The organism is Pseudoxanthomonas japonensis, from assembly GCF_010093445.1.
Taxonomy (GTDB): Bacteria; Pseudomonadota; Gammaproteobacteria; order Xanthomonadales; family Xanthomonadaceae; genus Pseudoxanthomonas_A; species Pseudoxanthomonas_A japonensis.
In genome coordinates, this window is sequence record NZ_PDWW01000040.1 from 1 (window position 1) to 20,328 (window position 20,328).

The 20,328-nt window shown below is 65.7% G+C and carries 21 protein-coding genes; 16 read left to right on the forward strand and 5 right to left on the reverse strand.

The features are described from left to right. Positions 1-196 precede the first annotated feature (196 nt). From CSC78_RS18270 to CSC78_RS18310, 9 genes are all read left to right on the forward strand, one after another. A complete protein-coding gene (locus CSC78_RS18270) occupies positions 197-1,093 on the forward strand; it encodes a lytic transglycosylase domain-containing protein (RefSeq protein WP_162339296.1) in 897 nt (298 codons plus the stop codon). Between the two features lie 295 nt (positions 1,094-1,388). Then, positions 1,389-2,363, forward strand: a complete 975-nt coding sequence (locus CSC78_RS18275; RefSeq protein WP_162339297.1) for a hypothetical protein — start codon at positions 1,389-1,391, stop codon at positions 2,361-2,363. Then, positions 2,360-3,835 (forward strand): hypothetical protein, encoded by a 1,476-nt coding sequence (locus CSC78_RS18925; RefSeq protein WP_202924222.1) that lies wholly within the window; start codon positions 2,360-2,362, stop codon positions 3,833-3,835. The genes CSC78_RS18275 and CSC78_RS18925 overlap by 4 nt, the downstream gene beginning before the upstream one ends. 15 nt (positions 3,836-3,850) lie before the next feature. Continuing rightward, positions 3,851-4,483: a hypothetical protein gene (locus tag CSC78_RS18285; protein WP_162339298.1), complete on the forward strand. Its 633-nt coding sequence runs from the start codon at positions 3,851-3,853 to the stop codon at positions 4,481-4,483. Between the two features lie 184 nt (positions 4,484-4,667). Beyond that, positions 4,668-5,279 (forward strand): ubiquinol-cytochrome c reductase iron-sulfur subunit, encoded by a 612-nt coding sequence (petA, locus tag CSC78_RS18290; protein ID WP_162339299.1) that lies wholly within the window; start codon positions 4,668-4,670, stop codon positions 5,277-5,279. A gap of 3 nt (positions 5,280-5,282) precedes the next feature. Beyond that, positions 5,283-6,542, forward strand: a complete 1,260-nt coding sequence (locus CSC78_RS18295) for a cytochrome b (RefSeq protein WP_162339300.1) — start codon at positions 5,283-5,285, stop codon at positions 6,540-6,542. Then, the gene (locus CSC78_RS18300; RefSeq protein ID WP_162339301.1) at positions 6,535-7,281 is read left to right on the forward strand and encodes a cytochrome c1; all 747 of its coding nucleotides are present in this window, start codon (positions 6,535-6,537) and stop codon (positions 7,279-7,281) included. Before CSC78_RS18295 ends, CSC78_RS18300 begins: the two co-directional genes overlap by 8 nt. A 181-nt stretch (positions 7,282-7,462) precedes the next feature. Then, positions 7,463-8,098: a glutathione S-transferase N-terminal domain-containing protein gene (locus CSC78_RS18305; RefSeq protein ID WP_162339302.1), complete on the forward strand. Its 636-nt coding sequence runs from the start codon at positions 7,463-7,465 to the stop codon at positions 8,096-8,098. Between the two features lie 64 nt (positions 8,099-8,162). Further along, on the forward strand, positions 8,163-8,621 hold the full coding sequence (locus tag CSC78_RS18310) for a ClpXP protease specificity-enhancing factor (RefSeq protein WP_162339303.1): 459 nt from the start codon (positions 8,163-8,165) through the stop codon (positions 8,619-8,621). A 46-nt stretch (positions 8,622-8,667) separates the two neighbouring features. On the opposite strand, the gene CSC78_RS18315 is transcribed toward CSC78_RS18310, so the two are convergent. Genes CSC78_RS18315 through CSC78_RS18325 form a run of 3 tightly spaced genes read right to left on the reverse strand, consistent with a single transcriptional unit; the run spans position 8,668 to position 10,143 of the window. Then, positions 8,668-9,003: a DUF3301 domain-containing protein gene (locus CSC78_RS18315; protein ID WP_162339304.1), complete on the reverse strand. Its 336-nt coding sequence runs from the start codon at positions 9,001-9,003 to the stop codon at positions 8,668-8,670. 7 nt (positions 9,004-9,010) lie between these two features. Next, positions 9,011-9,877, reverse strand: coding sequence for a carboxylating nicotinate-nucleotide diphosphorylase (gene nadC, locus CSC78_RS18320; RefSeq protein ID WP_162339305.1), 867 nt, complete (start codon positions 9,875-9,877; stop codon positions 9,011-9,013). Then, a complete protein-coding gene (locus CSC78_RS18325) occupies positions 9,874-10,143 on the reverse strand; it encodes a Trm112 family protein (protein WP_162339306.1) in 270 nt (89 codons plus the stop codon). Before CSC78_RS18325 ends, nadC begins: the two co-directional genes overlap by 4 nt. 63 nt (positions 10,144-10,206) lie before the next feature. Between CSC78_RS18325 and purE the strand changes: the two genes are divergently transcribed. Continuing rightward, positions 10,207-10,716 (forward strand): 5-(carboxyamino)imidazole ribonucleotide mutase, encoded by a 510-nt coding sequence (gene purE, locus CSC78_RS18330; RefSeq protein WP_162339307.1) that lies wholly within the window; start codon positions 10,207-10,209, stop codon positions 10,714-10,716. Continuing rightward, positions 10,713-11,855 (forward strand): 5-(carboxyamino)imidazole ribonucleotide synthase, encoded by a 1,143-nt coding sequence (locus tag CSC78_RS18335; protein WP_162339308.1) that lies wholly within the window; start codon positions 10,713-10,715, stop codon positions 11,853-11,855. Before purE ends, CSC78_RS18335 begins: the two co-directional genes overlap by 4 nt. A gap of 76 nt (positions 11,856-11,931) precedes the next feature. On the opposite strand, the gene sodB is transcribed toward CSC78_RS18335, so the two are convergent. Next, a complete protein-coding gene (gene sodB / locus CSC78_RS18340) occupies positions 11,932-12,510 on the reverse strand; it encodes a superoxide dismutase [Fe] (protein ID WP_162339309.1) in 579 nt (192 codons plus the stop codon). 159 nt (positions 12,511-12,669) lie between these two features. On the opposite strand from sodB, the gene grxD reads away from it, so the two are divergent. From grxD to ppnN, 5 genes are all read left to right on the forward strand, one after another. After that, on the forward strand, positions 12,670-12,990 hold the full coding sequence (gene grxD / locus CSC78_RS18345) for a Grx4 family monothiol glutaredoxin (protein WP_162339310.1): 321 nt from the start codon (positions 12,670-12,672) through the stop codon (positions 12,988-12,990). Further along, positions 12,987-13,733, forward strand: a complete 747-nt coding sequence (locus tag CSC78_RS18350) for an SDR family NAD(P)-dependent oxidoreductase (RefSeq protein WP_162339311.1) — start codon at positions 12,987-12,989, stop codon at positions 13,731-13,733. The genes grxD and CSC78_RS18350 overlap by 4 nt, the downstream gene beginning before the upstream one ends. Continuing rightward, positions 13,730-14,332, forward strand: a complete 603-nt coding sequence (locus CSC78_RS18355; protein ID WP_162339312.1) for a YhgN family NAAT transporter — start codon at positions 13,730-13,732, stop codon at positions 14,330-14,332. Before CSC78_RS18350 ends, CSC78_RS18355 begins: the two co-directional genes overlap by 4 nt. Positions 14,333-14,595: 263 nt before the next feature. Continuing rightward, positions 14,596-17,778, forward strand: coding sequence for a TonB-dependent receptor (locus CSC78_RS18360; protein WP_162339313.1), 3,183 nt, complete (start codon positions 14,596-14,598; stop codon positions 17,776-17,778). Positions 17,779-17,904: 126 nt separating this feature from the next. Further along, complete coding sequence (ppnN, locus tag CSC78_RS18365) at positions 17,905-19,287, forward strand: nucleotide 5'-monophosphate nucleosidase PpnN (RefSeq protein ID WP_162339314.1); 1,383 nt, start codon at positions 17,905-17,907, stop codon at positions 19,285-19,287. A 5-nt stretch (positions 19,288-19,292) separates the two neighbouring features. Here the strand turns inward: ppnN and CSC78_RS18370 are convergent. Continuing rightward, a partial coding sequence (locus CSC78_RS18370; RefSeq protein ID WP_338015145.1) for a sensor histidine kinase occupies positions 19,293-20,328 on the reverse strand: 1,036 nt, incomplete at its 5' end.

The window sequence follows — 20,328 nt, forward strand, 5'->3', positions numbered from 1 at the left end:
GGCGGGCAGGGCGGCGTAGTTTACGCGCTGCGCAGCGGCCGGATACCGGCCCCGATGGCGTTGATAGGGGGTATCAGGCCCCGACCGTGCCGCCGTGCCGCCGATGCATCGAACTCCGACCGGCCGCACAGATTGGAGGAAACCTTTGTTGGACAAGGACTTGGCAATCATCCGGGAATCCGGGACACTGCGCGGCATGAGGGGGACTCTGACGCTTCTGGCCATGCTGGCCGCGTTGACCGCACTGCCGGCCAGCGCGGGCACGCTGTACAAGTGCACCGGCGCGGACGGTGTGCCGGCCTATGTCAGCAAGCGCGTGAGCGGGTCCAGTTGCGAAGTCGTGAGCCGCTACACCCCCGACCGCAGCCGCCCGACGCAGGTCGCCTCCGTGTCCCGTCCTGCTGAGGCGGCGCCCGCGACAGGGGCGGCCACCACGCCTGCGCTGTCGGACTCCGCCGCCGCCATCGTGCCGGCGGCCATGCCCGCGACGCCGCCCGCGGCGACCGGTCCCCGCCGCGTGGTCAGCGGGCAGGTCTACTCCTACATCAAGGACGGCGTGCGCCACTACACCAGCACGCGTCCGCAGGGCGGCACCCAGGTCGCCAGTCTGCGCACCATCAAGTACAGCTATATCGAAACCTGTTTCGCCTGCGGCAATCCGGGCGTCGACTTCGGCCGGCTGCGCCTGAACACCTCCGCCTATGCGGCCGAGATCGCCGCCGCCTCGCGCGAGTTCGGCGTGGAGGAATCCATCCTGCGCGCGATCATGCACGCAGAGTCCTCCTACAACCCGATGGCGCTGTCGCATGCCGGCGCACAGGGCCTGATGCAGCTGATGCCGGCGACGGCGCGCCGCTTCGGCGTGACCGACTCCTACAACGCCGGCCAGAACATCCGCGGTGGTGCGCAATACCTGGCCTGGCTGCTGAAGCGCTTCAACGGCAACCTGACCCTGGTCGCCGCCGGTTACAACGCCGGCGAAGGCGCAGTGGACCGTCATGGCGGCGTCCCGCCGTACAAGGAAACCCAGCGCTACGTCGAACGCGTCGCCGTCCTGGCCGACCGCTACCGCCACGCCGTCGCCGCGCGCTGAACCATGACGGGCGGAGTGTCCGCCCAATCTTTCGGCGCGCCATCCCTGCGGACGGCTATCGTGCCGCGCTGATCGCACGCATACATGCGTCACCCGCGCGCCTCGAATATGTTAATTGCGAACCCGACTGCGTGCGATGCAGGATGCATCGCGCAGCGGCCTTTACGCCACTGCGACGTAACCATAGGGACAGGGAGGTCGCATGGGGATTCGGCTAGGGCTCGAATCGTGGGGAGCAGGCGCGGTTGCCTGTGCGCAAGCACTGGTGCGCCGAAGCGCATGGACATGCCTTGTCATGACGCTGTCGGCAGGCTGCAGCGGGTCGAGGGCGCTTGCGCAGGCGGATCTTGCGACCATCGACCCTGCCCTGGATCTGTCTATGCTGCCGGAGGGGTCGTTGCCGGCGCCTGATCCGTGGCGCCCTTACGTGACCGAGCTGCAGATGGGGGCGGAACGCTGTCCCGGTGTGCAGCACGATCGTGAGGGGGAGGTGGGTTTCGCGGGTCTTCATCGCCCTTGCTTCGGGCTGATGCCGCGGGCATTGGCGGAGGTGGTGCGGGACATCCCCGTGGCGGATATCCATCTGCCAGCGAACGTGCGCGCCAAGTATCTACGCCGACCTCAGCACTATCTTGCGCTACCGGGATTCGGTCGACAGCCGGATTTCATGGTGCACGTCGAGGCCGGTGGAACCTCGTTCGTCATCCGTTCGTTCGAGGGCAAAGTGCCGGCCGACACGGTGTACTTCGTGGAGGGGGCCTTCGATTGCATCGAGGAGGAATCGTTCGAAGACGGATACGACGAACTGGAAGCAGGGAAGTGCCCGTACGCGTTCCGGAGTCATCGCCTCTATCGCCGTCACTCGGACGGGACGCTGCATGACGTCACGCGGGGGCTACTGCCGAGACCCGTCATCCGGCGGAGCGAGCGGCACAAGTACGACGCAGGGTCGCCAAGGCTCGACATCAGCAAGCTGACCTACGCCCCGACATTACGGTGGCGCGCGAGTCCACCGGGCGAAGATCCTTTCCCCGCATCTGAGTCACGCAGATACGACAGAGTCGTTTCGTTTGACGCCCATTTCGGCTTCGCGGTGTGGAACGGCGAAGACTTCGACTTGCGCGAACGGGTCTCCGACTCCCTGTGGCCAAGATACAAGTGCAGTCTCGCGCGGCCGGACTTCAGTTGCGACGGCGCGCTGACCAGAGGCAAGCGATACGACCCGTTCCTTGATTACGACACGGAATGGCCGGCCTGGAGCAAGCCATGACGAACCCGCATATTGCCGACAAGACGGACATCGACATCCGCGCGAGCGCAGACCGGGTGATCGAGGGGTTGCAGCAGGGTCGGCAAGCAGAGGCGCTGCGTCTGCTGGAACAGGAGCGGCAAGGCGAGCGTCCGGTGGTCCAGGAGGCGCTGGATCGCTACGTTGCGGCGGGTGCACGTGACGCGCTTGCCGGAATGCGGCGAGCGGAACTTTCCGAGCATGCCGCGACGCTGGAACGTCTTGGCGATGCGTTGGCGGCGCCCCGGATGCCGGCGTTCAGCCAGAGCACGGATCCGACCGTGCCCAATGAGCTGACCAACCTCTCTCAGGCTCAGCAGTACGACGTCTACGCCAGCATCGTGGAGGCAAGGGGCAATCGAGCGGCCTTCGATGCTTTGCGTCACAACGATCACAGTGTCCTGCTTGGGTTGCGTCAGGAGAACTCCACGTTAGCGTCCCACGACGGTCGCATTACAGGCACTGGTGTGTACGATGATCACTTGGTGGTGTTGCGTCGTGACGCGCAAGGCGAGCGCAGCCTGCATGTCGCCGACCTGGCAAACACGGAGCCGACCGCGCAGTATGACCATCATGCGGGAAGCAACGGACGTCGTCTGTTTGCCGACTCGCAACGGCCGGCGCCCCCATTGGAGGCGTCCGGGCGGTTTGACCACGTCACTCGCCCGCGTAAAATCGAAGGTCGCGATGCGGATGGTGATGGAATTCGCGACTTGGGGCGGCTGCAGCCTGGAACCATCGAGATGGTTGATGCCAGGCACGGTGCCGACCAACACCTCTCGTTCCGACCCAGCGCAGCAGCCGTCGCCAACGGTCGGGACATGGTTCGGCGCGATACGGATGCCGATGGCTACTTCACCACAGCCGATATCGATGGCCTGGAAGCGCTGAACAACACCTTCAAGATCCACCGCGGCGGGCAGTGGAACACGTTCTCCGCCGGGTGCCAGACCATCCACCCAGATCGCTTCGATGAGTTCATGAGATTGGCCTACGCGAACTCCAACCAGGATCGCTGGCAATACGTCCTGACCGACACCACCACCGGGCTGTTCCGCGATGTCCGGGTGGAGGTGCAGCGGGACCAGGCCCCGCAGCGCGAAGCGCCGGATCCCCGGCGCCTCGATATTCCTGACGAAGAGCGTCGTCCGCCTGCCCAGCGCCCACATGGATTGCCGGAGTACCCGCGTGACCGTCCCCAGGCATTGCGAATCCCTGAGACGGCGGAGGACGCATACCTGGAGCGCTTCCTTGCCGCCAGCGAGCGTGGCGATCTTGAAGCGCGCAGATCCGCCACCCACGAGTACGGCTCGCAACCGCGGGTGCAGGCGTTCGATCGACAAGGCAGGGAGTCGCTGGCCTTCGAGCGTGCCTTGGAGGCGGCGACCCGAGAAGTGACGACAAGCCCAGTCATGACGCAGGACACACAGCCTGCTCTCGCGCGGGGCGCCTGAAGAAAGGGGGAGCGTATGGACGCGCAGGAGTGGCGACAGACCCAGGACGTGCTGCTCGAGGTTGTGGACGCCCAGAAGCGGCAACTCGCGCAGATGGCTCGCATGCTGGAAATCCAGCGGCAGGAGCACGAGCAGATGCGCGAACGTATCAGTCAGGCCCAGGCGTCGCTGCTGGCAAGTGCACGCGAGGTGGGTGTGGGTGGGCAACGACTCGCCGAGGATGTGATGCGCACGCTCGGGAGTCAGGGCCGGCAGTCGATCGGCGATGCACTTGGGCTGCCCCTTGAGGACGCCAAGAAGAACATCGATCAGGCCGCTAAGCGGATGACCCAGTCAGGCGAACTGGCTGCAAGGCAGATGGAGAGTCTTGCGCGTTCGCAACGTGCGTTCGCCCGGGTGAGCCTGGTCTGGCTGGGCGTCGGGGGAATACTCCTGCTACTGGGGACCTCGCTCTGGGCATGGCATATGGGGCGCCAGGCGCGCCAACACAGCGTCGAGGCCGATCTGGGCGCCAGGATCGGCCGGGCCGACCTGGTGAAATGCGGTGCAGGTCTTTGCGCTAACGTCGATATCTCCGTCCGCGGACAAGGCGACCGCCAACAGTATCGGCCGGTCAGGGCTAGGTCCGGGGCGACCGAAACGCCGTAAGTCCTTGATTGCGCGGCCTCGGCCTTCCGTCCCGGGCAGGCTGGACGCTTGGGTCGGTGGCAGCGGCGGATTGTCGGCCCATTAAGCCTTCCGTTACACTTCGACGTCTTTTGCGGTCGCCCCGGCGTCTTGGGTGCGGCCTTGGCAGCCTTTTTAGCTACCTGATTGTTTTGCGGAGTGCCGGATGGCCATCGATGGGGTCAATGGGCCTGTGAATACGGGCCGACGCCGGTTCCTGACTGCAACCACCGCGGTGGTGGGTGCAGTGGGTGCCGGTATTGCAGCAGTACCTTTTATCAAGTCGTGGAATCCGAGCGCACGGGCCAAGCTGGCCGGCGCCCCGGTGACCGCCGACCTCACCGGTCTGCAGGAAGGCCAGCGCCTGATCCTGGAATGGCGCGGCCAGCCGATCTGGATCGTCAAGCGTTCCAAGGCGATCCTGGACGCGCTGCCGACCCTGGACGCCAACCTGCGCGACCCGCAGTCGGCCAACAAGGACCAGCAGCCGTCCTACATCACCGGTGAGACGCGCTCGCTGAAGCCGGAAATCTCCGTGCTGGTCGGCCTGTGTACCCATCTGGGCTGCTCGCCGGAAATGGCCGCCGAGATCAAGCCGGAGCCCTACGACCCGAACTGGAAGGGCGGCTACTTCTGCCCCTGCCACAAGTCGCGCTTCGACATGGCCGGCCGCGTGTTCCAGGGCGTGCCCGCGCCGACCAACCTGGTGGTGCCGCCGCATTTCTACCAGGACGACAACACCATCGTGGTCGGCCTCGATCCGCAAGGGGGCGCGTAAGCCATGGCGAACATCGTTACCCGTACAGCCGAAGGCGTGATGGACTGGTTCAACGCGCGCGCGCCGGGCTTCATGCCCGTCTACCGCAAGCACATGAGCGAGTACTACGCGCCCAAGAACTTCAACATCTGGTACATCTTCGGCGTGCTGTCGATCGTAGTGCTGGTCAACCAGATCCTGACCGGCATCTTCCTGACGATGCACTTCAAGCCGAGCGCGGCGGAAGCCTTCGCCTCGGTCGAATACATCATGCGCGACGTGGAGTGGGGCTGGCTGATCCGCTACATGCACAGCACCGGCGCCTCGCTGTTCTTCATCGTCGTCTACATCCACATGTTCCGCGGCCTGATGTACGGCTCGTACCAGAAGCCGCGCGAGCTGGTGTGGATCCTCGGCATGCTGATCTACCTGGTGCTGATGGCCGAAGCCTTCCTCGGCTACGTGCTGCCGTGGGGCCAGATGTCGTTCTGGGGCGCCAAGGTCATCATCTCGCTGTTCGGCGCCATTCCGGTGATCGGCAACGGCCTGACCGAGTGGATCATGGGCGACTACCTGCCCAGCGACGCCACGCTGAACCGCTTCTTCGCCCTGCACGTCATCGCGCTGCCCCTGGTGCTGCTGCTGCTGGTGGTGCTGCATATCTTCGCGCTGCATGAGGTCGGTTCGAACAACCCCGACGGCGTCGAGATCAAGAAGGGTCCGAAGGGCAATCGCTGGTCGCCGACCGCGCCGGCGGACGGCGTGCCGTTCCATCCGTACTACACGGTCAAGGACGGGTTCTACGTCGGTTGCTTCCTGATCGTCGCCGCCTTCATCGTGTTCTTCGCGCCGGCCATGGGCGGCTGGTTCCTGGAGCACGACAACTTCTCCGAAGCCAACCGTCTGGTCACGCCGGAGCACATCAAGCCGGTGTGGTACTACACGCCGTACTACGCGATGTTGCGCGTGGTGCCCAACAAGCTGGGCGGCGTGCTGGTGATGTTCGGCGCCATCGCGATCCTGTTCCTGGTGCCCTGGCTGGATCGCGCCAAGGTCAAGTCCTACCGCTACCGCGGCGTGCTGTCCAAGCTGCTGCTGGGCGTGTTCGCGATCTGCTTCGTCTGGCTGGGCAAGATCGGCGCCGGCCCGGGTACGGATCCGGTGGAAACGATCGTCGGCCGCTTCCTGACCGCGTTCTACTTCCTGTTCTTCCTGACCATGCCGATCTGGACCAAGATCGACAAGACCAAGCCAGTGCCCGAGCGGGTGACGACGCATGACTAAGACTTTCGCCTCTCGCCTAGCTGTCTTCGCCAGCGGGTTGCTGATTTCGTTCTCCGCGTTCGCCGCCGGTGGCGGCGCCACCCTGCAGGCCGGCAACGACCTGGGCGACCGCGCGTCGCTGCAGCGTGGTGCGCAGCTGTACATGAACTATTGCGCTGGCTGCCACTCGCTGAAGTACATGCGCTATTCGCGCATGGCCGACGACCTGGGCCTGACCGAAGACGAGGTGATGAAGAACCTCAACTTCACCGGGGCCAAGTTCGGCGAGCAGATCCAGGTCTCGATGCCGCACGATCCGGCCACCAAGTGGTTCGGCAAGATGCCGCCCGACCTGAGCGTCATCTCGCGCGTGCGTGGCAGCGACTGGGTCTACACCTACCTCAAGTCCTTCTACCTGGATGAATCGCGTCCGCTGGGCTGGAACAACAAGCTGTTCCCCAACGCCTCCATGCCCAACCCGCTGTGGGAGCTGCAGGGTCTGCAGCATGCCGAGTTCGGTGCTCCCGATCCGGCCACCGGCGAACGCCACGTCGAGAGCCTGAAGGTCACGCAGCCCGGCCGGCAGGAGGCGCGGGAGTTCGACCAGACCGCGCGCGACATCACCAACTTCCTGGAGTATGTCGGCGAGCCGGCGGCCCTGAAGCGCCAGAGCATCGGCGTGTGGGTGATCCTGTTCCTGTCGGCGCTGACGTTCCTGGCCTACCTGCTGAAGCAGGAGTACTGGAAGGACGTCCACTAAGCGGCGCCGTATCCGACGCCACGGTGCAGGCCCGGCGGCCTGCACCGGCATGGGGAAGAGCCGGGTGGGATTGCTTGGCTTTTTCCGGCGGGGATTGCACACTCAGGGACCGTGGCGACCGTCGGCAAGGGGCTGGCGGCGTCAGTGCGATCGGCGGATTCCGATCGTCGGAGAGCCGTGAATGGCTGCGAGTCCACGTATGCGCAATACACTGACGTTGTTTTCCTCCACCGATGACGTGCTCTGCCACCGCGTGCGGCTGGTGCTCGCCGCGAAGGGCGTGAGCTACGACCTGGTGCCGGTGGATCCGCAGAATCCGCCTGAAGACCTCATCGACCTCAATCCGTACCACTCGGTGCCCACGCTGGTGGAGCGCGATCTCGTGCTTTACGCCGCGTCGGTGGTCAGCGAATACCTGGACGAGCGCTACCCGCATCCGCCGTTGATGCCGGTCGATCCGCTGTCGCGCGCACGTCTGCGCTTGGCCATGCTGCGCATCGAGCACGACTGGGTACCGCAGGTACAGGCCATCCAGTTGGGCAACAAGCAGCAGGCCGAAGCCGGCCGCAAGCGCCTGAAGGAACTGCTGACCGCCTCGGTGCCGCTGTTCAAGGCGAGCAAGTTCTTCCTCAATCCCGAAATGAGCCTGGCCGACTGCGCGATGGCCCCGATCATCTGGCGCCTGCCGTCGCTCGACGTGCCGCTGCCCAAGGACGGCAAGGCGATCGAGGATTACGGCAACCGCATCTTCCGGCACCCCGGTTTCCTGCGCAGCCTCACGGATGCGGAGAAGAAGCTGCGCGAGATCCCGGTCTGACCGACCGCCGTGCAAGACCAGGCCGTGCGCGGTTCCGTATCGCGATCGGCCGCCGAGAAGTGAAATGACCGACGCCTCTTCCCGCATGACCAGCCACCGTCCGTACCTGCTGCGGGCGCTGAACGAGTGGATCGCCGACAACGGCATGACCCCGCACCTGCTGGTGGACGCGACGATGGCGGGCGTGCAGGTGCCGGCAAGCGCGGTCAAGGAAGGCAAGGTGGTGCTGAACATCGCCGAGCGCGCGGTCGTGCGGCTGATGATCGACAACGATGCGGTCAGCTTCACCGCGCGCTTCGGCGGCGTCAGCCATGCGGTCCATGTGCCGATCAGTGCCGTGCTGGCAATCTATTCGCGTGAGACCGGGCAGGGGATGGCGCTGCCGGACGACGTGCCGCACGACACCGATGCCGCGGGGGATGACGACGATGTCGTGACGTCCCAGGACGCGCCGCCCGACGACGATACGCCGCCCCCTGGCGGCGGAGGCAAGCGTCCTCCGTTCCTGCGCGTGGTGAAGTAACCCGGTTGCGACGTGTCGCCTGCCAAGCAGGCGGACCGGCGGCGGCTCAGTCCGGATTGATCGGCGTCACCGACGGGGCAACCGGTCCCACGAACGACACGAGCTTCCCCTTGCGCAATACGAGTCGTCCGACATGGCGGTCGATACCATCGTACGAGTACTCGAAGCGGAAGCTGCGCTCGAAGCCCAGCCAGCCATCCTCGCCGCGGGACAGCCGCAGTCCGTTCGCGTGCACGCTCTGGTCCAGCCAGATGACGCCCGCAGCCTTGCAGGCGTTGCGGCCCAGCGTGCCCGCGCGTTCGGCGGCGGCACGTGCGGCGTTCCAGTACGCGAATGCCGCGCCACCAGCGATCAGCCACAGCAACGCACTCAAGGGCGACATGCGGGCCTCATGGCGCGGGTCCGAGCTTCATCGACAGGTCGATGGCGCGGACATGCTTGGTCAGGCCGCCGATCGAGACGAAATCCACGCCGTCCTCCGCGATGCCACGCAGCGTCGTCAGGTCCACGCTGCCGGAGACCTCGAGCGGGATACGGCCGTGGTACGGCGCCGCCTTCGCTCGGCGCACGGCCTCGCGACGCATATCGACATCGAAATCGTCGATCAGGATGCGCTCGCAACCTTCCGCCAGTGCATCGTCGAGCTGCGCGAGGGTTTCCACTTCCACGATCAACGGCAGCGAAGGTTGCGCAGCCCGGGCGGCGCGGATGGCCACCACCAGCGAGCCGGCGGCGCGCACGTGGTTCTCCTTCAGCATCACCGCGTCGTACAGGCCGATGCGGTGGTTCTGGCCGCCCCCGCAGCGGACGGCATACTTCTGTGCCAGCCGCAGGCCGGGCAGGGTCTTGCGCGTGTCCAGGATCGTGCAGCCGGTACCGCGTACGGCATCGACGTAGGTCGCCGTCACCGTGGCAGTGCCCGACAGGGTCTGCATGAAGTTCAGCGATGAACGCTCGGCGGTGACCAGCGCACGCGTGCGGCCGGCCAACGTGGCCAGCACGGTGCCGGCGGACACGCGCTCACCGTCCTGCACGCGCCAGTCGATCCGGACGCCGGGGTCGACGGCACGATGGCAGGCATCGAACCAGGGGCGGCCGGCGACGACCGCGTCTTCCTTGCACAGCAGGTAGGCGATGTCGGTCGTGTCGGGCAACAGGGCGGCGGTGACGTCGCCAGCGCCGACATCCTCGGCCAGCGCACGTGCGACATCCGAGGCCACGACCTCGGTCGGCGGTGGCGTCGGGCGCGGGCTCATCGTGCGGGGAAGTCGGCGAGCTGCGCGGTGGCGATCGCTTCCTCGGCGAGCAGCACGGGGATGCCATCCTCGACGCGGTAGACGGTCTTGCGGTCATGCGTGACCAGCGCCTCGCGCAGCGCGTCGGTCTGCGCCGTGTCGTCCGCGCGTTTGACCTGCCCCTCGCCGATGGCCCGGTTCAGCGCTTCCAGCCCGCGCGCATCGAGCATGGCCAGCGGCTGGCGGGTGGTGGGACAGCAGAGGAGGTCGAGCAGTTTGCGGTCCATGTGGGGACTCGTTCAGCGGTTCGGTCAGGAGGGTAGAATACGTCTTTGCGACCGAGGACGGCCATGACCGCCAGCGTTTCCAGCCCCGTCGTGGGCATCGTGATGGGTTCCCGCTCCGACTGGGAGACCATGCAGCATGCCGCGCAGAAGCTCGACGCACTGGGCGTTCCCTACGAAGTGAAGGTCGTCTCCGCGCATCGCACGCCGGACGTGCTGTTCTCGTACGCGGATGAAGCCGCCTCGCGCGGATTGCGCGCGATCATCGCCGGCGCCGGCGGCGCGGCGCACCTGCCCGGCATGCTCGCCGCGAAGACGGCGGTGCCGGTGCTCGGCGTGCCGGTGCAGTCGAAGGCGCTCAACGGCATGGATTCGCTGCTGTCCATCGTGCAGATGCCGGCCGGCATCCCGGTGGCGACGTTCGCCATCGGCAATGCGGGCGCAGCCAACGCCGGCCTGTTCGCTGCCGCGTTGCTGGCGCTGGAGTATCCGGCGATCGGTGCTGCGCTCGATGCCTTCCGCACGCGCCAGACCGACGACGTGATGGCGCACGACGATCCGCGCCAGCCGCTATGACGACGGTCGGCATCCTGGGCGGCGGACAACTGGCCCGCATGCTCGCGCTCTCCGGCGCACCACTCGGCCTGCGTTTCCTGGTGATGGACACCGCGCCGGATGCCTGCGCCGGCCAGTTCGCCCCGTTGCTGGTGGGCGACTACCGCGATGAGGCGGCGCTGGCCGAGTTCGCGTCGAAGGTCGACGTGGCCACGTTCGATTTCGAGAACGTACCGGCGGAGAGTGCCGAGTGGCTTTCCCGGCGCGTTCCCGTGTTTCCGAACCCGGGCGCGCTGGCGGTAGCGCAGGACCGGCTGGTCGAAAAGACGCTGTTCCGCGACCTCGGCATCCCGGTCGGCGCGTTCGCCGACGTGGACAGTCTCGACGTGCTGCGTTCCGAAGTCGAACGGCTGGGAGGCGCCTGCATCCTCAAGACGCGCCGGCTGGGCTACGACGGCAAGGGCCAGTTCCGCATCAAGTCGCCGGCCGATGTCGATGCGGCCTGGGAGGCACTCGGTGCGCAGGCCGCGACCGTCGGCCTGATCGTCGAGGCCTTCATCCCGTTCGAACGCGAGCTTTCCGTGGTGGCCGTGCGCAGCCGCGATGGCGAATTCCGCACGTGGCCGTTGACCGAGAACTGGCATGTCGATGGCGTGCTGTCGGCGAGCCTGGCACCGGCGCGCATCGAGGACGTGCTGGCGCGCGCGGCCGGCGACTACGCGCGCGGACTGGCCGAGGCGCTGGATTACGTGGGGGTGTTCGCGCTGGAACTGTTCCTTCGCGAAGGCCAGTGGCTGGCGAACGAGATGGCGCCGCGCGTGCACAACTCCGGCCACTGGACGATCGAGGGCGCGGAAACATCGCAGTTCCAGAACCACCTGCGTGCGGTGCTCGGCCTGCCGCTGGGCGATACGTCCGTGCGCGGCCACGCCTGCATGCTGAACTGGATCGGCGAGATGCCGGACGCGCGTGCCGTGCTGCAGGAGTCAGGCGGCCACTGGCACGACTACGGCAAGGAGCCGCGGACGGGCCGCAAGGTCGGCCATGCCACGTTGCGTGCGGACGATGCGTCGTCGCTGGCCGGTGCACTCTCGCGGGTCGGTGCCAGGCTTGGGCGCGACACGCAGGTCGCGCCGGTCGTCGCGCGGCTGTCCGGATAGCCGGATCCTGCCTGCCTGTGCATAAGAAAACGGCCGGGTTTCCCCGGCCGTTCCCATGTGGATCCGTGTTTCGCGCTCAGCGCAGGTTGCCGGCCACGAAGTCCCAGTTCACCAGCGCCCAGAACGACTCCACGTACTTCGGACGGGCGTTGCGGTAGTCGATGTAGTAGGCGTGTTCCCACACGTCGATGGTCAGCAGCGGCTTGTCCTCGCCGGTAAGCGGGGTGGCGGCGTTGGACGTGCTCACCAGGGCCAGCGAACCATCCGGACGCTGCACCAGCCAGCCCCAGCCGGAGCCGAAAGTGCCGATGGCGGTCTTGGTGAATTCTTCCTTGAACTTGGCAAAGTCGCCGAAGGCCTTGTTGATCAGCTCGCCCAGCTTGCCGGTCGGCTCACCGCCACCATTGGGCTTCAGGCAGTTCCAGTAGAAGGTGTGGTTCCACACCTGGGCCGCGTTGTTGAACATGCCGCCCTGCGACTTGCGCACGATCTCTTCCAGCGAGGCGTCGGCGAACTCGGTGCCTTCGATCAGCTTGTTGAGGTTGTCGACGTAGGTCTTGTGGTGCTTGCCGTAATGGAAGTCGATGGTCTCGCCGGAGATGTGCGGCTCGAGCGCGGTGCGGTCGTAGGGCAGGGGGGGCAGTTCGATGGCCATGGCTCGGTTTCCTTGTGCTAGGCGGGTCAAGAGGGCGTGCCCGGCATCGGCGGAGCGATGCAAAGGCTTACACTATGCAATCCGTCGGCGCGGCCGGCGGAACGGACCGAAAGTGTACCCGACGGTGGTTGTCAAACCGTCAAGGAAGGAGAAATCAGCATGCCGGTGATGGAACGCATCCAGGCCGAAGTGGAAGGCCACCCGATCGTCCTTTTCATGAAGGGCACGCCGCAGTTCCCCATGTGCGGTTTCTCCAGCCGGGCCGTGCAGGCGCTGCGCGAAGCGGGCGCCGAGCACCTGCACGTCATCAACGTGCTGGAAGAGCCCGAGATCCGCGCCAACCTGCCGCGCTTCTCCAACTGGCCGACGTTCCCGCAGCTTTTCATCAACGGCGAATTGATCGGCGGTTGCGACATCACCCTGGAGCTGCACGAATCCGGCGAGTTGCAGCGCATCGTCACCGAGGCGTTCGCACCGTGAGTCTGGTCGGGCTGCCGACGCGCGCGCTTCGCGCGCTGGACCAGCGCGTCGTGCTGGTCAGTGGCGCGCATGGCGGCCTGGGCAGTGCCGCGGCGGTCGCGTGTGCGGAAGCGGGCGCGACGGTCGTGCTGCTCGGCCGCAAGGTGCCGAAGTTGAACCGCGTCTACGACGCGGTGGCGCAGGTCGGCGCGGAGCCGCTGCTGTACCCGCTGGACCTGGAAGGTGCGACGCCGGACGACTACGCCGAACTCGCCGACCGCCTGCATGCCGAACTCGGCCGGCTGGACGGCGTGCTGCACTGCGCGGCGGAGTTCAAGGGACTGACGCCGCTGGAGCACACCGACCCCGCCGCGTTCGCGCGGGCCATGCACGTCAACCTCACCGCGCCGTGGTGGCTGTCGCAGGCCTGCCTGCCGCTGCTCAAGCAGTCGGACGGCGCGGCACTGGTCTTCAGCGTCGACGACCTGGCGCGGGTCGGGCAGGCGTACTGGGGCGCCTACGGCGTGGCACAGCATGGGCTGGCCTCAATGGTCGGCATGCTGCATGCCGAACTGGCCACCAGCACGGTCCGCGTGTCCGCACTGCAGCCCGGGCCCATGCGCACCGGATTGCGCTCGCGCGCCTATGCCGACGACACCGATGCGCAGGCGCGCGATGCCGGCGCTTATGCCGGCGCCTGCGTCACCCTGCTGTCATCTGCCGGCGCCACGCACAGGGGGCAGATATGGAAGGTGCGGGCATGACCGTCCTGTCGGCGGCCCTGCTGCTGTTCCTCATCCTGGATCCGCTGGGCAACATCCCGGTGTTCCTCAGCGTGCTCAAGCCGCTGGCGCCACGCCGGCAGCGTATCGTGGTGGTGCGCGAGCTGTTGATCGCGCTGGTCGTGCTGATGCTGTTCCTGTGGGGCGGCAAGTACGCCTTGGAGCTGATGCACCTGCGCCAGGAATCGGTCGCCATCGCCGGCGGCATCGTGCTGTTCCTGATCGGCGTGCGGATGATCTTCCCGCGACCGGAGGGCCTGATGGGCGAGCTTCCCGGCGGGGAGCCTTTTATCGTCCCCTTGGCGATCCCGCTGGTGGCCGGTCCGTCCGGCATGGCGGCCGTCATGCTGATGGGCAGCAACGACCCGTCCCGGCTGGGCGACTGGAGCCTCGCCCTGCTGCTGGCCTGGGGCGCCACGGCGGTGATCCTGTTCTCCGCGACCGTCCTGTACAGGTGGCTGGGCCGACGCGTGCTGACGGCGATCGAGCGGCTAATGGGCATGCTTCTGGTCGCCATCTCCGTCCAAATGGTGCTGGATGGGATCGGTACGTACCTCAAGCTGACCCCGCCCAACATCTGACCTCGCGCCGCGGCGCATAGCCGCATTCCGCAGCTCGGATCGACCCTGGCCTGCCAGGTCCGGCTGTCATGCTGCACCGCGAAAGATTGTCATGTCGCGGTCACAAAATGGTCCTATCGTGTTAACCTGTTATTAACCTCCGCGGACGCCGCGTGGGCCATGGGAACCCCTAGCACGCCCTTCCGAAACGACCTTCCGGGTCGCTTCCGCGCACGTCCGTCAGCCAGCTTCGCCACATCACTCCCGTACCTGAGGTTTATCCGATGAACCAATCCCGTCGTCTTCGCCTGTCCAAGCTCAGCCTTGGCCTCGTCGTCGCGCTCGCCGCCGCTCCTGCCTTCGCGCAGAGCACTTCGTCCGGTCTGGGCGGCCTGGTCACCGACAATGGCGGCCAACCCGTTGCTGGCGCCGAAGTGACCATCACCCACGTCGAGTCCGGTACGGTCAGCCGCGCCACCACCGATGCCAGCGGCCGTTACACCGCGCGCGGCCTGCGCGTGGGCGGTCCGTACGAGATCATCATCACCAAGGCCGGTGCGGGCACGAAGACGGAAGACAACGTGTTTCTGCAGCTCAACCAGGTCAGCACGGTCAACGCAGCGCTGGGTGGCGATGCCACCACGACGCTGGCGTCGGTCGCCGTCGTCGGCACGCGCGGCCTCGAAGTCTTCACCTCGGACAACAAGGGTGTCGGCACGTCGGTCAGTGGCCGCCAGCTCGAGCTGACCCCCCAGGGCAGTCGTGCGGTCGACGACGTGGCCCGCCTCGACCCGCGTATCCAGGTGACGGATCAGGCGAGCGGCGCGATTTCGGTCGCGGGCGTCAACAACAGGTTCAACACCATTTCCGTCGACGGCATGTCGCAGGGCGACCCCTTCGGCCTGAATGCCAACGGCATGCCCTATGTGGGCTCCCCGATCTCGGTCGACACGATCGCGGCTTATGACCTCAAGGTCTCGGACTACGACGTGGCTTCGGATACCGTCGGCGCCACGGTCAACGCGGTGACCAAGTCCGGCACCAACGAGTTTCATGGCTCGGTGTACTACGCGTACAAGGACGCCGGCAGCATGGTGGGTTCGCGCGACGGCGAGGACTACAACCTGTTCGATACCGACATCACCAAAGGTGTGACCTTCGGCGGCCCGATCCTGAAGGACAGGCTGTTCTTCTTCGGTTCCTATGAAGAACAGACGATCAAGAATTTCGGCGGCACGTCCAGTTCCGACGGCCTGGCGAACGGCTATGTCTCTTCGGCCGACGTCGAACAGGCCATCGCGATCGCCAACCAGCTGGGGCTGCAGCCAGGTGTCTACGGCGCCACGGGCGTCAACCTGGACAACAAGCGCTACCTGGCCAAGCTGGACTGGAACATCAGCGACTACCATCGTGCCAGCCTGACCTATCAGCAGACCGAGGAGTTCCGCCCGTCCCCGTACGACCAGCGTGCGGAGAACGTGGTGCTGAGCAGCCATTGGTACAACATCGACAACATCACCAAGAACACGTCGCTGCAACTGTTCAGCGACTGGACCGAGAATTTCTCCACGGAGTTCAAGGTCAGTCACCAGAAGTTCGACCAGGTGAACGGCAACCCGGTCAATCAGCCGGAAGTTGAAATCGAGACCGCCGACGGTGGTTCGATCTTTATCGGCGAGGACAACAACCGCCACGAGAACCAGATCAATACGAAGCGCTTGGCGGCCACGCTGTCCGGCACGTATTACGCCGGCGACCACGTCATCAAGGGCGGTGTGGACTACCTGCGCAACGACGTGTTCAACCTGTATGGCCGCGACCTGCATGGTTCGTATGTGTTCGCGAGCCTCGAAGATTTTGCTGACGGCAACTACGACTCCTACGCTCTGCGTACCCCGGCTCCGGGCTTCGACGTCAACGACACCGCAGCCGCGCTGGTCTACACGCAAGTCAGTCCCTTCATCCAGGATACGTGGCAGGTCAACAACAACCTGTCGCTGACTTACGGTGTTCGCGTCAATATCCCGAAGGCGGACAAGGCGCCGGTTGCCGCTCCGGGCTTCGAAGAAGCCTTCGGCTTCCGCAACGACTACAAGCTCGGTTCGGACAACAAGGTGGTCCTGCCGCGCGTGTCGTTCAACTACACGTTCGATAGCGAGCGCTATTCGCAGTTGCGCGGCGGTATCGGTTCCTTCCAGAGCGTCCCACCGTTCGTCTGGCTCGCCAATCCCTACCAAAACAACGGTGGTGTGACGGCGCTTTCCTATTTCGAGAACGATCCTGCGAACGCGCCTTTCAGCCCCGATCCCTACAACCAGAACGTCCCGGCGGATGGCACGCCCGCGAACCAGATCGACGTGATCGATCCCGACTTCAAGTTGCCGACCGTATGGAAGGCCAGCCTGGGTTACGACGCGGAGCTGCCCTGGTACGGCCTGATCGGCACGGTCGAAGTGCAGCACATCCGTGATCGCGATGGCGCGTTCTACCGCGCGCTCAACATTGGCGAAGTGCAGGGGACGCTGGCCGACGGCCGTGAGAGCTACTGGTGCAACCTCAACGGTTCCACGTCGAGCAGCAACAAGAACTGTGGCCTCAACCCGGCCTTCAGCTACAACTCCACGATACTGAGCAACACCGACAAGGGATCGTCGACCGCGGTGACGTTCTCGTTGAACAAGCCGCTTGCCAACGGCTGGTACGGAAACCTCAGCTACACATACACCAAGGCCAAGGAAGTCGGCTCCAATGCCAGCTCGACGGCATGGTCGAGCTACCAGTTCGTGTCCCGCCTGAATCCGAACGAGGAGATCGCCGGCACCGCCAGCCGCGAGATCCGCAATTCGATCAAGGCTTCGCTGGGTTGGGAGCATGCGTTCTTCGGCGACTACAAGACCAGCATCACCGCGTTCTACAACGGGCGTGACGGTCTGCCGTACACGTGGATCATGAATGGCGACGTCAATGGCGACCGCATCTTCCAGGATCCGGCGTACATCCCGCTGATCAACGACCCCATGGTGAGCTACGGTTCGGCAACCGCCGCCCAGATTGCCGCTTTCCACGCCTTCATCGACAGCGACCCCTACCTGGCGTCGCATCGCGGCCAGATTGCGGGTCGCAACGAGGCCCGCCTGCCGTGGATCAACCAGCTTGATGTCAGCCTTCAGCAGGAACTGCCGGGCTTCTTCAAGGAGCACAAGTCGATCATCCGCTTGGATATCTACAATTTCCTGAACATGCTCAACAAGGACTGGGGCGTGACCGAGGAAATCGGCGGCTTCGATACCCGCTACTTCGCGAACCTGGGCAGGGTGAATGCCGACGGCACCTATGTGTACAACATCGTCAACTCCTCGGGCAGCCCGACGTACCAGAGCCTGCGCCCGTACGACGCGAACTCGTCCTATCCGTCCCGCGTGGTCTCTCGCTGGTCGGTGCTGATGACACTGCGTTACGAGTTCTGATTCGCCAGGACTTGCTGAATAAGGAAACGGCCGGGGCAACCCGGCCGTTTTCTTTTGGGCGGGCTCCTCTTGCCACCATGACTGCGCTAAAGTCCCGCCTCTGACGAACGAAGACAGGAAAATCCCATGAACCAGACGGCATCGAGGGCGTTGCCGGTGCAGGACGCGCGGATCTATCCGCGTGGCGGCCTGGACGTACTTTCCCGCGCTGAAGTGGCGCGCCTGCGCGACGCGTCCAGCGGCGGCATGCACGAACTGCTGCGCCGCTGCGCGCTGGCGGTGCTGACCAGCGGCAGCGCGTCCGACGATCCGCGCGCGGCGCGCGATCTCTATCCCGACTTCGATATCCAGGTCCTGCAGCAGGATCGCGGCGTGCGCATCGACCTGATCAATGCGCCGGCGATGGCGTTCGTGGATGGCGAGATCATCCGCGGCGTGGCGGAACTTCTGTTCGCCGTGGTGCGCGACCTGGCGTACACCGCCATCGAACTCGGCCCCGAGTACGCCGCCGATCTGGAATCGTCCGCTGGCATCACCAATGCGGTATTCGGCTTGCTGCGCAACGCGCGCATCCTCAAGCCCAGCGATCCCAACCTGGTCGTCTGCTGGGGCGGACACTCGATTTCGCGGGACGAATACCTCTACACCAAGCAGGTCGGCTACGAGCTGGGCCTGCGTGGCCTGGACATCTGCACGGGCTGCGGCCCCGGTGCGATGAAGGGGCCGATGAAGGGCGCGACCATCGCGCACGCCAAGCAGCGCCGCGCCAAGACGCGCTACATCGGCGTGACCGAGCCGGGCATCATCGCGGCCGAGTCGCCGAACCCGATCGTCAACCACCTGGTGATCATGCCGGACATCGAGAAGCGCCTGGAGGCCTTCGTCCGCATCGGCCACGGCATCATCGTGTTCCCCGGCGGCGTCGGCACGGCAGAGGAAATCCTCTACCTGCTCGGCATCCTGCTGCACCCCGACAACGCGCACCTGCCGTTCCCGCTGATCCTGACCGGTCCGACCATCGCCGCGCCGTACTTCGAGCAGATCGACCGTTTCATCCGCCTGACGCTGGGCGATGCGGCGGCCGAGCGTTACGAGATCATCATCGGCGATCCGGTCGCGGTGGCGAAGAAGATGGTGGCCGGCATCCGCAAGGTGCGCGAGTACCGCATCGAGCACAAGGATTCGTTCTTTTTCAACTGGGCCGTCCAGATTCCCGAGGACTACCAGCAGCCTTTCGTGCCGTCGCACGAGGCGATGGCCGCGCTGCAGCTGCGGCCCGGCCGCGCCGTGCATGATCTTGCCGCTGACCTGCGACGTGCGTTCTCCGGCATCGTCGCCGGCAACGTCAAGGAAGACGGCATGCGCCGCATCGAGGAGTTCGGGCCGTTCGAGATCCACGGTGACGCGGCGATGATGCAGGCGCTGGATGCATTGCTGCGCGCGTTCGTCGAGCAACGGCGCATGAAGATCGCGGGCGAGTACAAGCCCTGTTACCGCGTGGCGACCTGACGCCGCTAGCCCGTGGCACCCAGTGGCAGGCGGATGGTGGCGGTGTACAGGCCATCGACGATCCGCGTGTCCACGCTCCCGCGGCCCTGGGTTGCGGCATGGATGCGCGCCCGCACCGAACTGAGCCCGACCTGATGGCCTGACGCCGCGCGGGCCGAGGCGGGTGGCAGGGTGTTGGAAACGGCGATCTGGAGGGCGCCGTCGACCGTGCCGATGCGGATGCCGACATCCCCGCCCGTCGTGGAGGGTTCGATACCGTGCCGGATGGCGTTTTCCGCCAATGGCTGGATGGAAAGCGTCGGTACCTGCAGGGCGGGCAGCTCGGCGGGGATATCCCAGGTCAACCGGAGACGATCCCCCAGGCGGAGCTGTTCGATCTCCAGGTAGCGGCGCGCCAGCGACAGGTCCTCTTCCAGCCTGAGGGACTCGCGTTGCGACAGTGCCGCCCGGAACAGGTCCGACAAGTCCAGCAGCAACTGCTCCGCGAGGTCCGGCTTCGCATGCAGCAGCGAAATGCCGGTGTTGAGCGTGTTGAACAGGAAGTGCGGCTGGATGCGGGCCTGGAGGGCCTGCAGCTTGGCGTGTTCGGCAGCCACGGCCAACTGCCGAGCCCGCCACTGTGCCTGGAATGCACCCAGCCCCAGCCCCCCCATGATCAAGGCAATGGCGGTGATGCGCAGCGAAAGGGTCAGCCAGCCGCCCTCCGGTAGCGGCACGAGATCCCGCAGTGTCAGCCAACCAGCCAACAGCACGAGCCAAGTACTGGCCAGCAGTGCGCCGAGTCCGACTTGTGCGATGAGCGGTGGGGTTGCCCGGGAAAGCGCCCCGCGCAACAGGTACAACAAGCCCAGCGACGTCAGCACGATCCACTGGATGGCGAGCGAGGCCACGCCGAAGTAGGTCAGGCGATCTCCTTCTCGGCCTGGCGCGATTGCCAGGATCGCCGCCAGCGCTTCCCCGGCCAGCAGCACCCACACCAGGGTGCGGGCTTGCCATAGGGTGTCGAGGGGACTCAACACGGGGGAAGGGTTAGCCATATCG

Excerpts from the sequence above, each read along its gene's own strand:
- CSC78_RS18315 (WP_162339304.1), bottom strand. The coding sequence starts at position 9,003 with ATGTCGCCCTTGAGTGCGTTGCTGTGGCTGATCGCTGGTGGCGCGGCA.
- petA (WP_162339299.1), top strand. The coding sequence starts at position 4,668 with ATGGCCATCGATGGGGTCAATGGGCCTGTGAATACGGGCCGACGCCGG.
- CSC78_RS18310 (WP_162339303.1), top strand. The coding sequence starts at position 8,163 with ATGACCGACGCCTCTTCCCGCATGACCAGCCACCGTCCGTACCTGCTG.
- sodB (WP_162339309.1), bottom strand. The coding sequence starts at position 12,510 with ATGGCCATCGAACTGCCCCCCCTGCCCTACGACCGCACCGCGCTCGAG.
- nadC (WP_162339305.1), bottom strand. The coding sequence starts at position 9,877 with ATGAGCCCGCGCCCGACGCCACCGCCGACCGAGGTCGTGGCCTCGGAT.
- CSC78_RS18925 (WP_202924222.1), top strand. The coding sequence starts at position 2,360 with ATGACGAACCCGCATATTGCCGACAAGACGGACATCGACATCCGCGCG.
- CSC78_RS18295 (WP_162339300.1), top strand. The coding sequence starts at position 5,283 with ATGGCGAACATCGTTACCCGTACAGCCGAAGGCGTGATGGACTGGTTC.
- ppnN (WP_162339314.1), top strand. The coding sequence starts at position 17,905 with ATGAACCAGACGGCATCGAGGGCGTTGCCGGTGCAGGACGCGCGGATC.
- CSC78_RS18305 (WP_162339302.1), top strand. The coding sequence starts at position 7,463 with ATGGCTGCGAGTCCACGTATGCGCAATACACTGACGTTGTTTTCCTCC.
- CSC78_RS18270 (WP_162339296.1), top strand. The coding sequence starts at position 197 with ATGAGGGGGACTCTGACGCTTCTGGCCATGCTGGCCGCGTTGACCGCA.
- CSC78_RS18300 (WP_162339301.1), top strand. The coding sequence starts at position 6,535 with ATGACTAAGACTTTCGCCTCTCGCCTAGCTGTCTTCGCCAGCGGGTTG.
- purE (WP_162339307.1), top strand. The coding sequence starts at position 10,207 with ATGACCGCCAGCGTTTCCAGCCCCGTCGTGGGCATCGTGATGGGTTCC.
- grxD (WP_162339310.1), top strand. The coding sequence starts at position 12,670 with ATGCCGGTGATGGAACGCATCCAGGCCGAAGTGGAAGGCCACCCGATC.
- CSC78_RS18355 (WP_162339312.1), top strand. The coding sequence starts at position 13,730 with ATGACCGTCCTGTCGGCGGCCCTGCTGCTGTTCCTCATCCTGGATCCG.
- CSC78_RS18275 (WP_162339297.1), top strand. The coding sequence starts at position 1,389 with ATGACGCTGTCGGCAGGCTGCAGCGGGTCGAGGGCGCTTGCGCAGGCG.
- CSC78_RS18335 (WP_162339308.1), top strand. The coding sequence starts at position 10,713 with ATGACGACGGTCGGCATCCTGGGCGGCGGACAACTGGCCCGCATGCTC.
- CSC78_RS18285 (WP_162339298.1), top strand. The coding sequence starts at position 3,851 with ATGGACGCGCAGGAGTGGCGACAGACCCAGGACGTGCTGCTCGAGGTT.
- CSC78_RS18325 (WP_162339306.1), bottom strand. The coding sequence starts at position 10,143 with ATGGACCGCAAACTGCTCGACCTCCTCTGCTGTCCCACCACCCGCCAG.
- CSC78_RS18360 (WP_162339313.1), top strand. The coding sequence starts at position 14,596 with ATGAACCAATCCCGTCGTCTTCGCCTGTCCAAGCTCAGCCTTGGCCTC.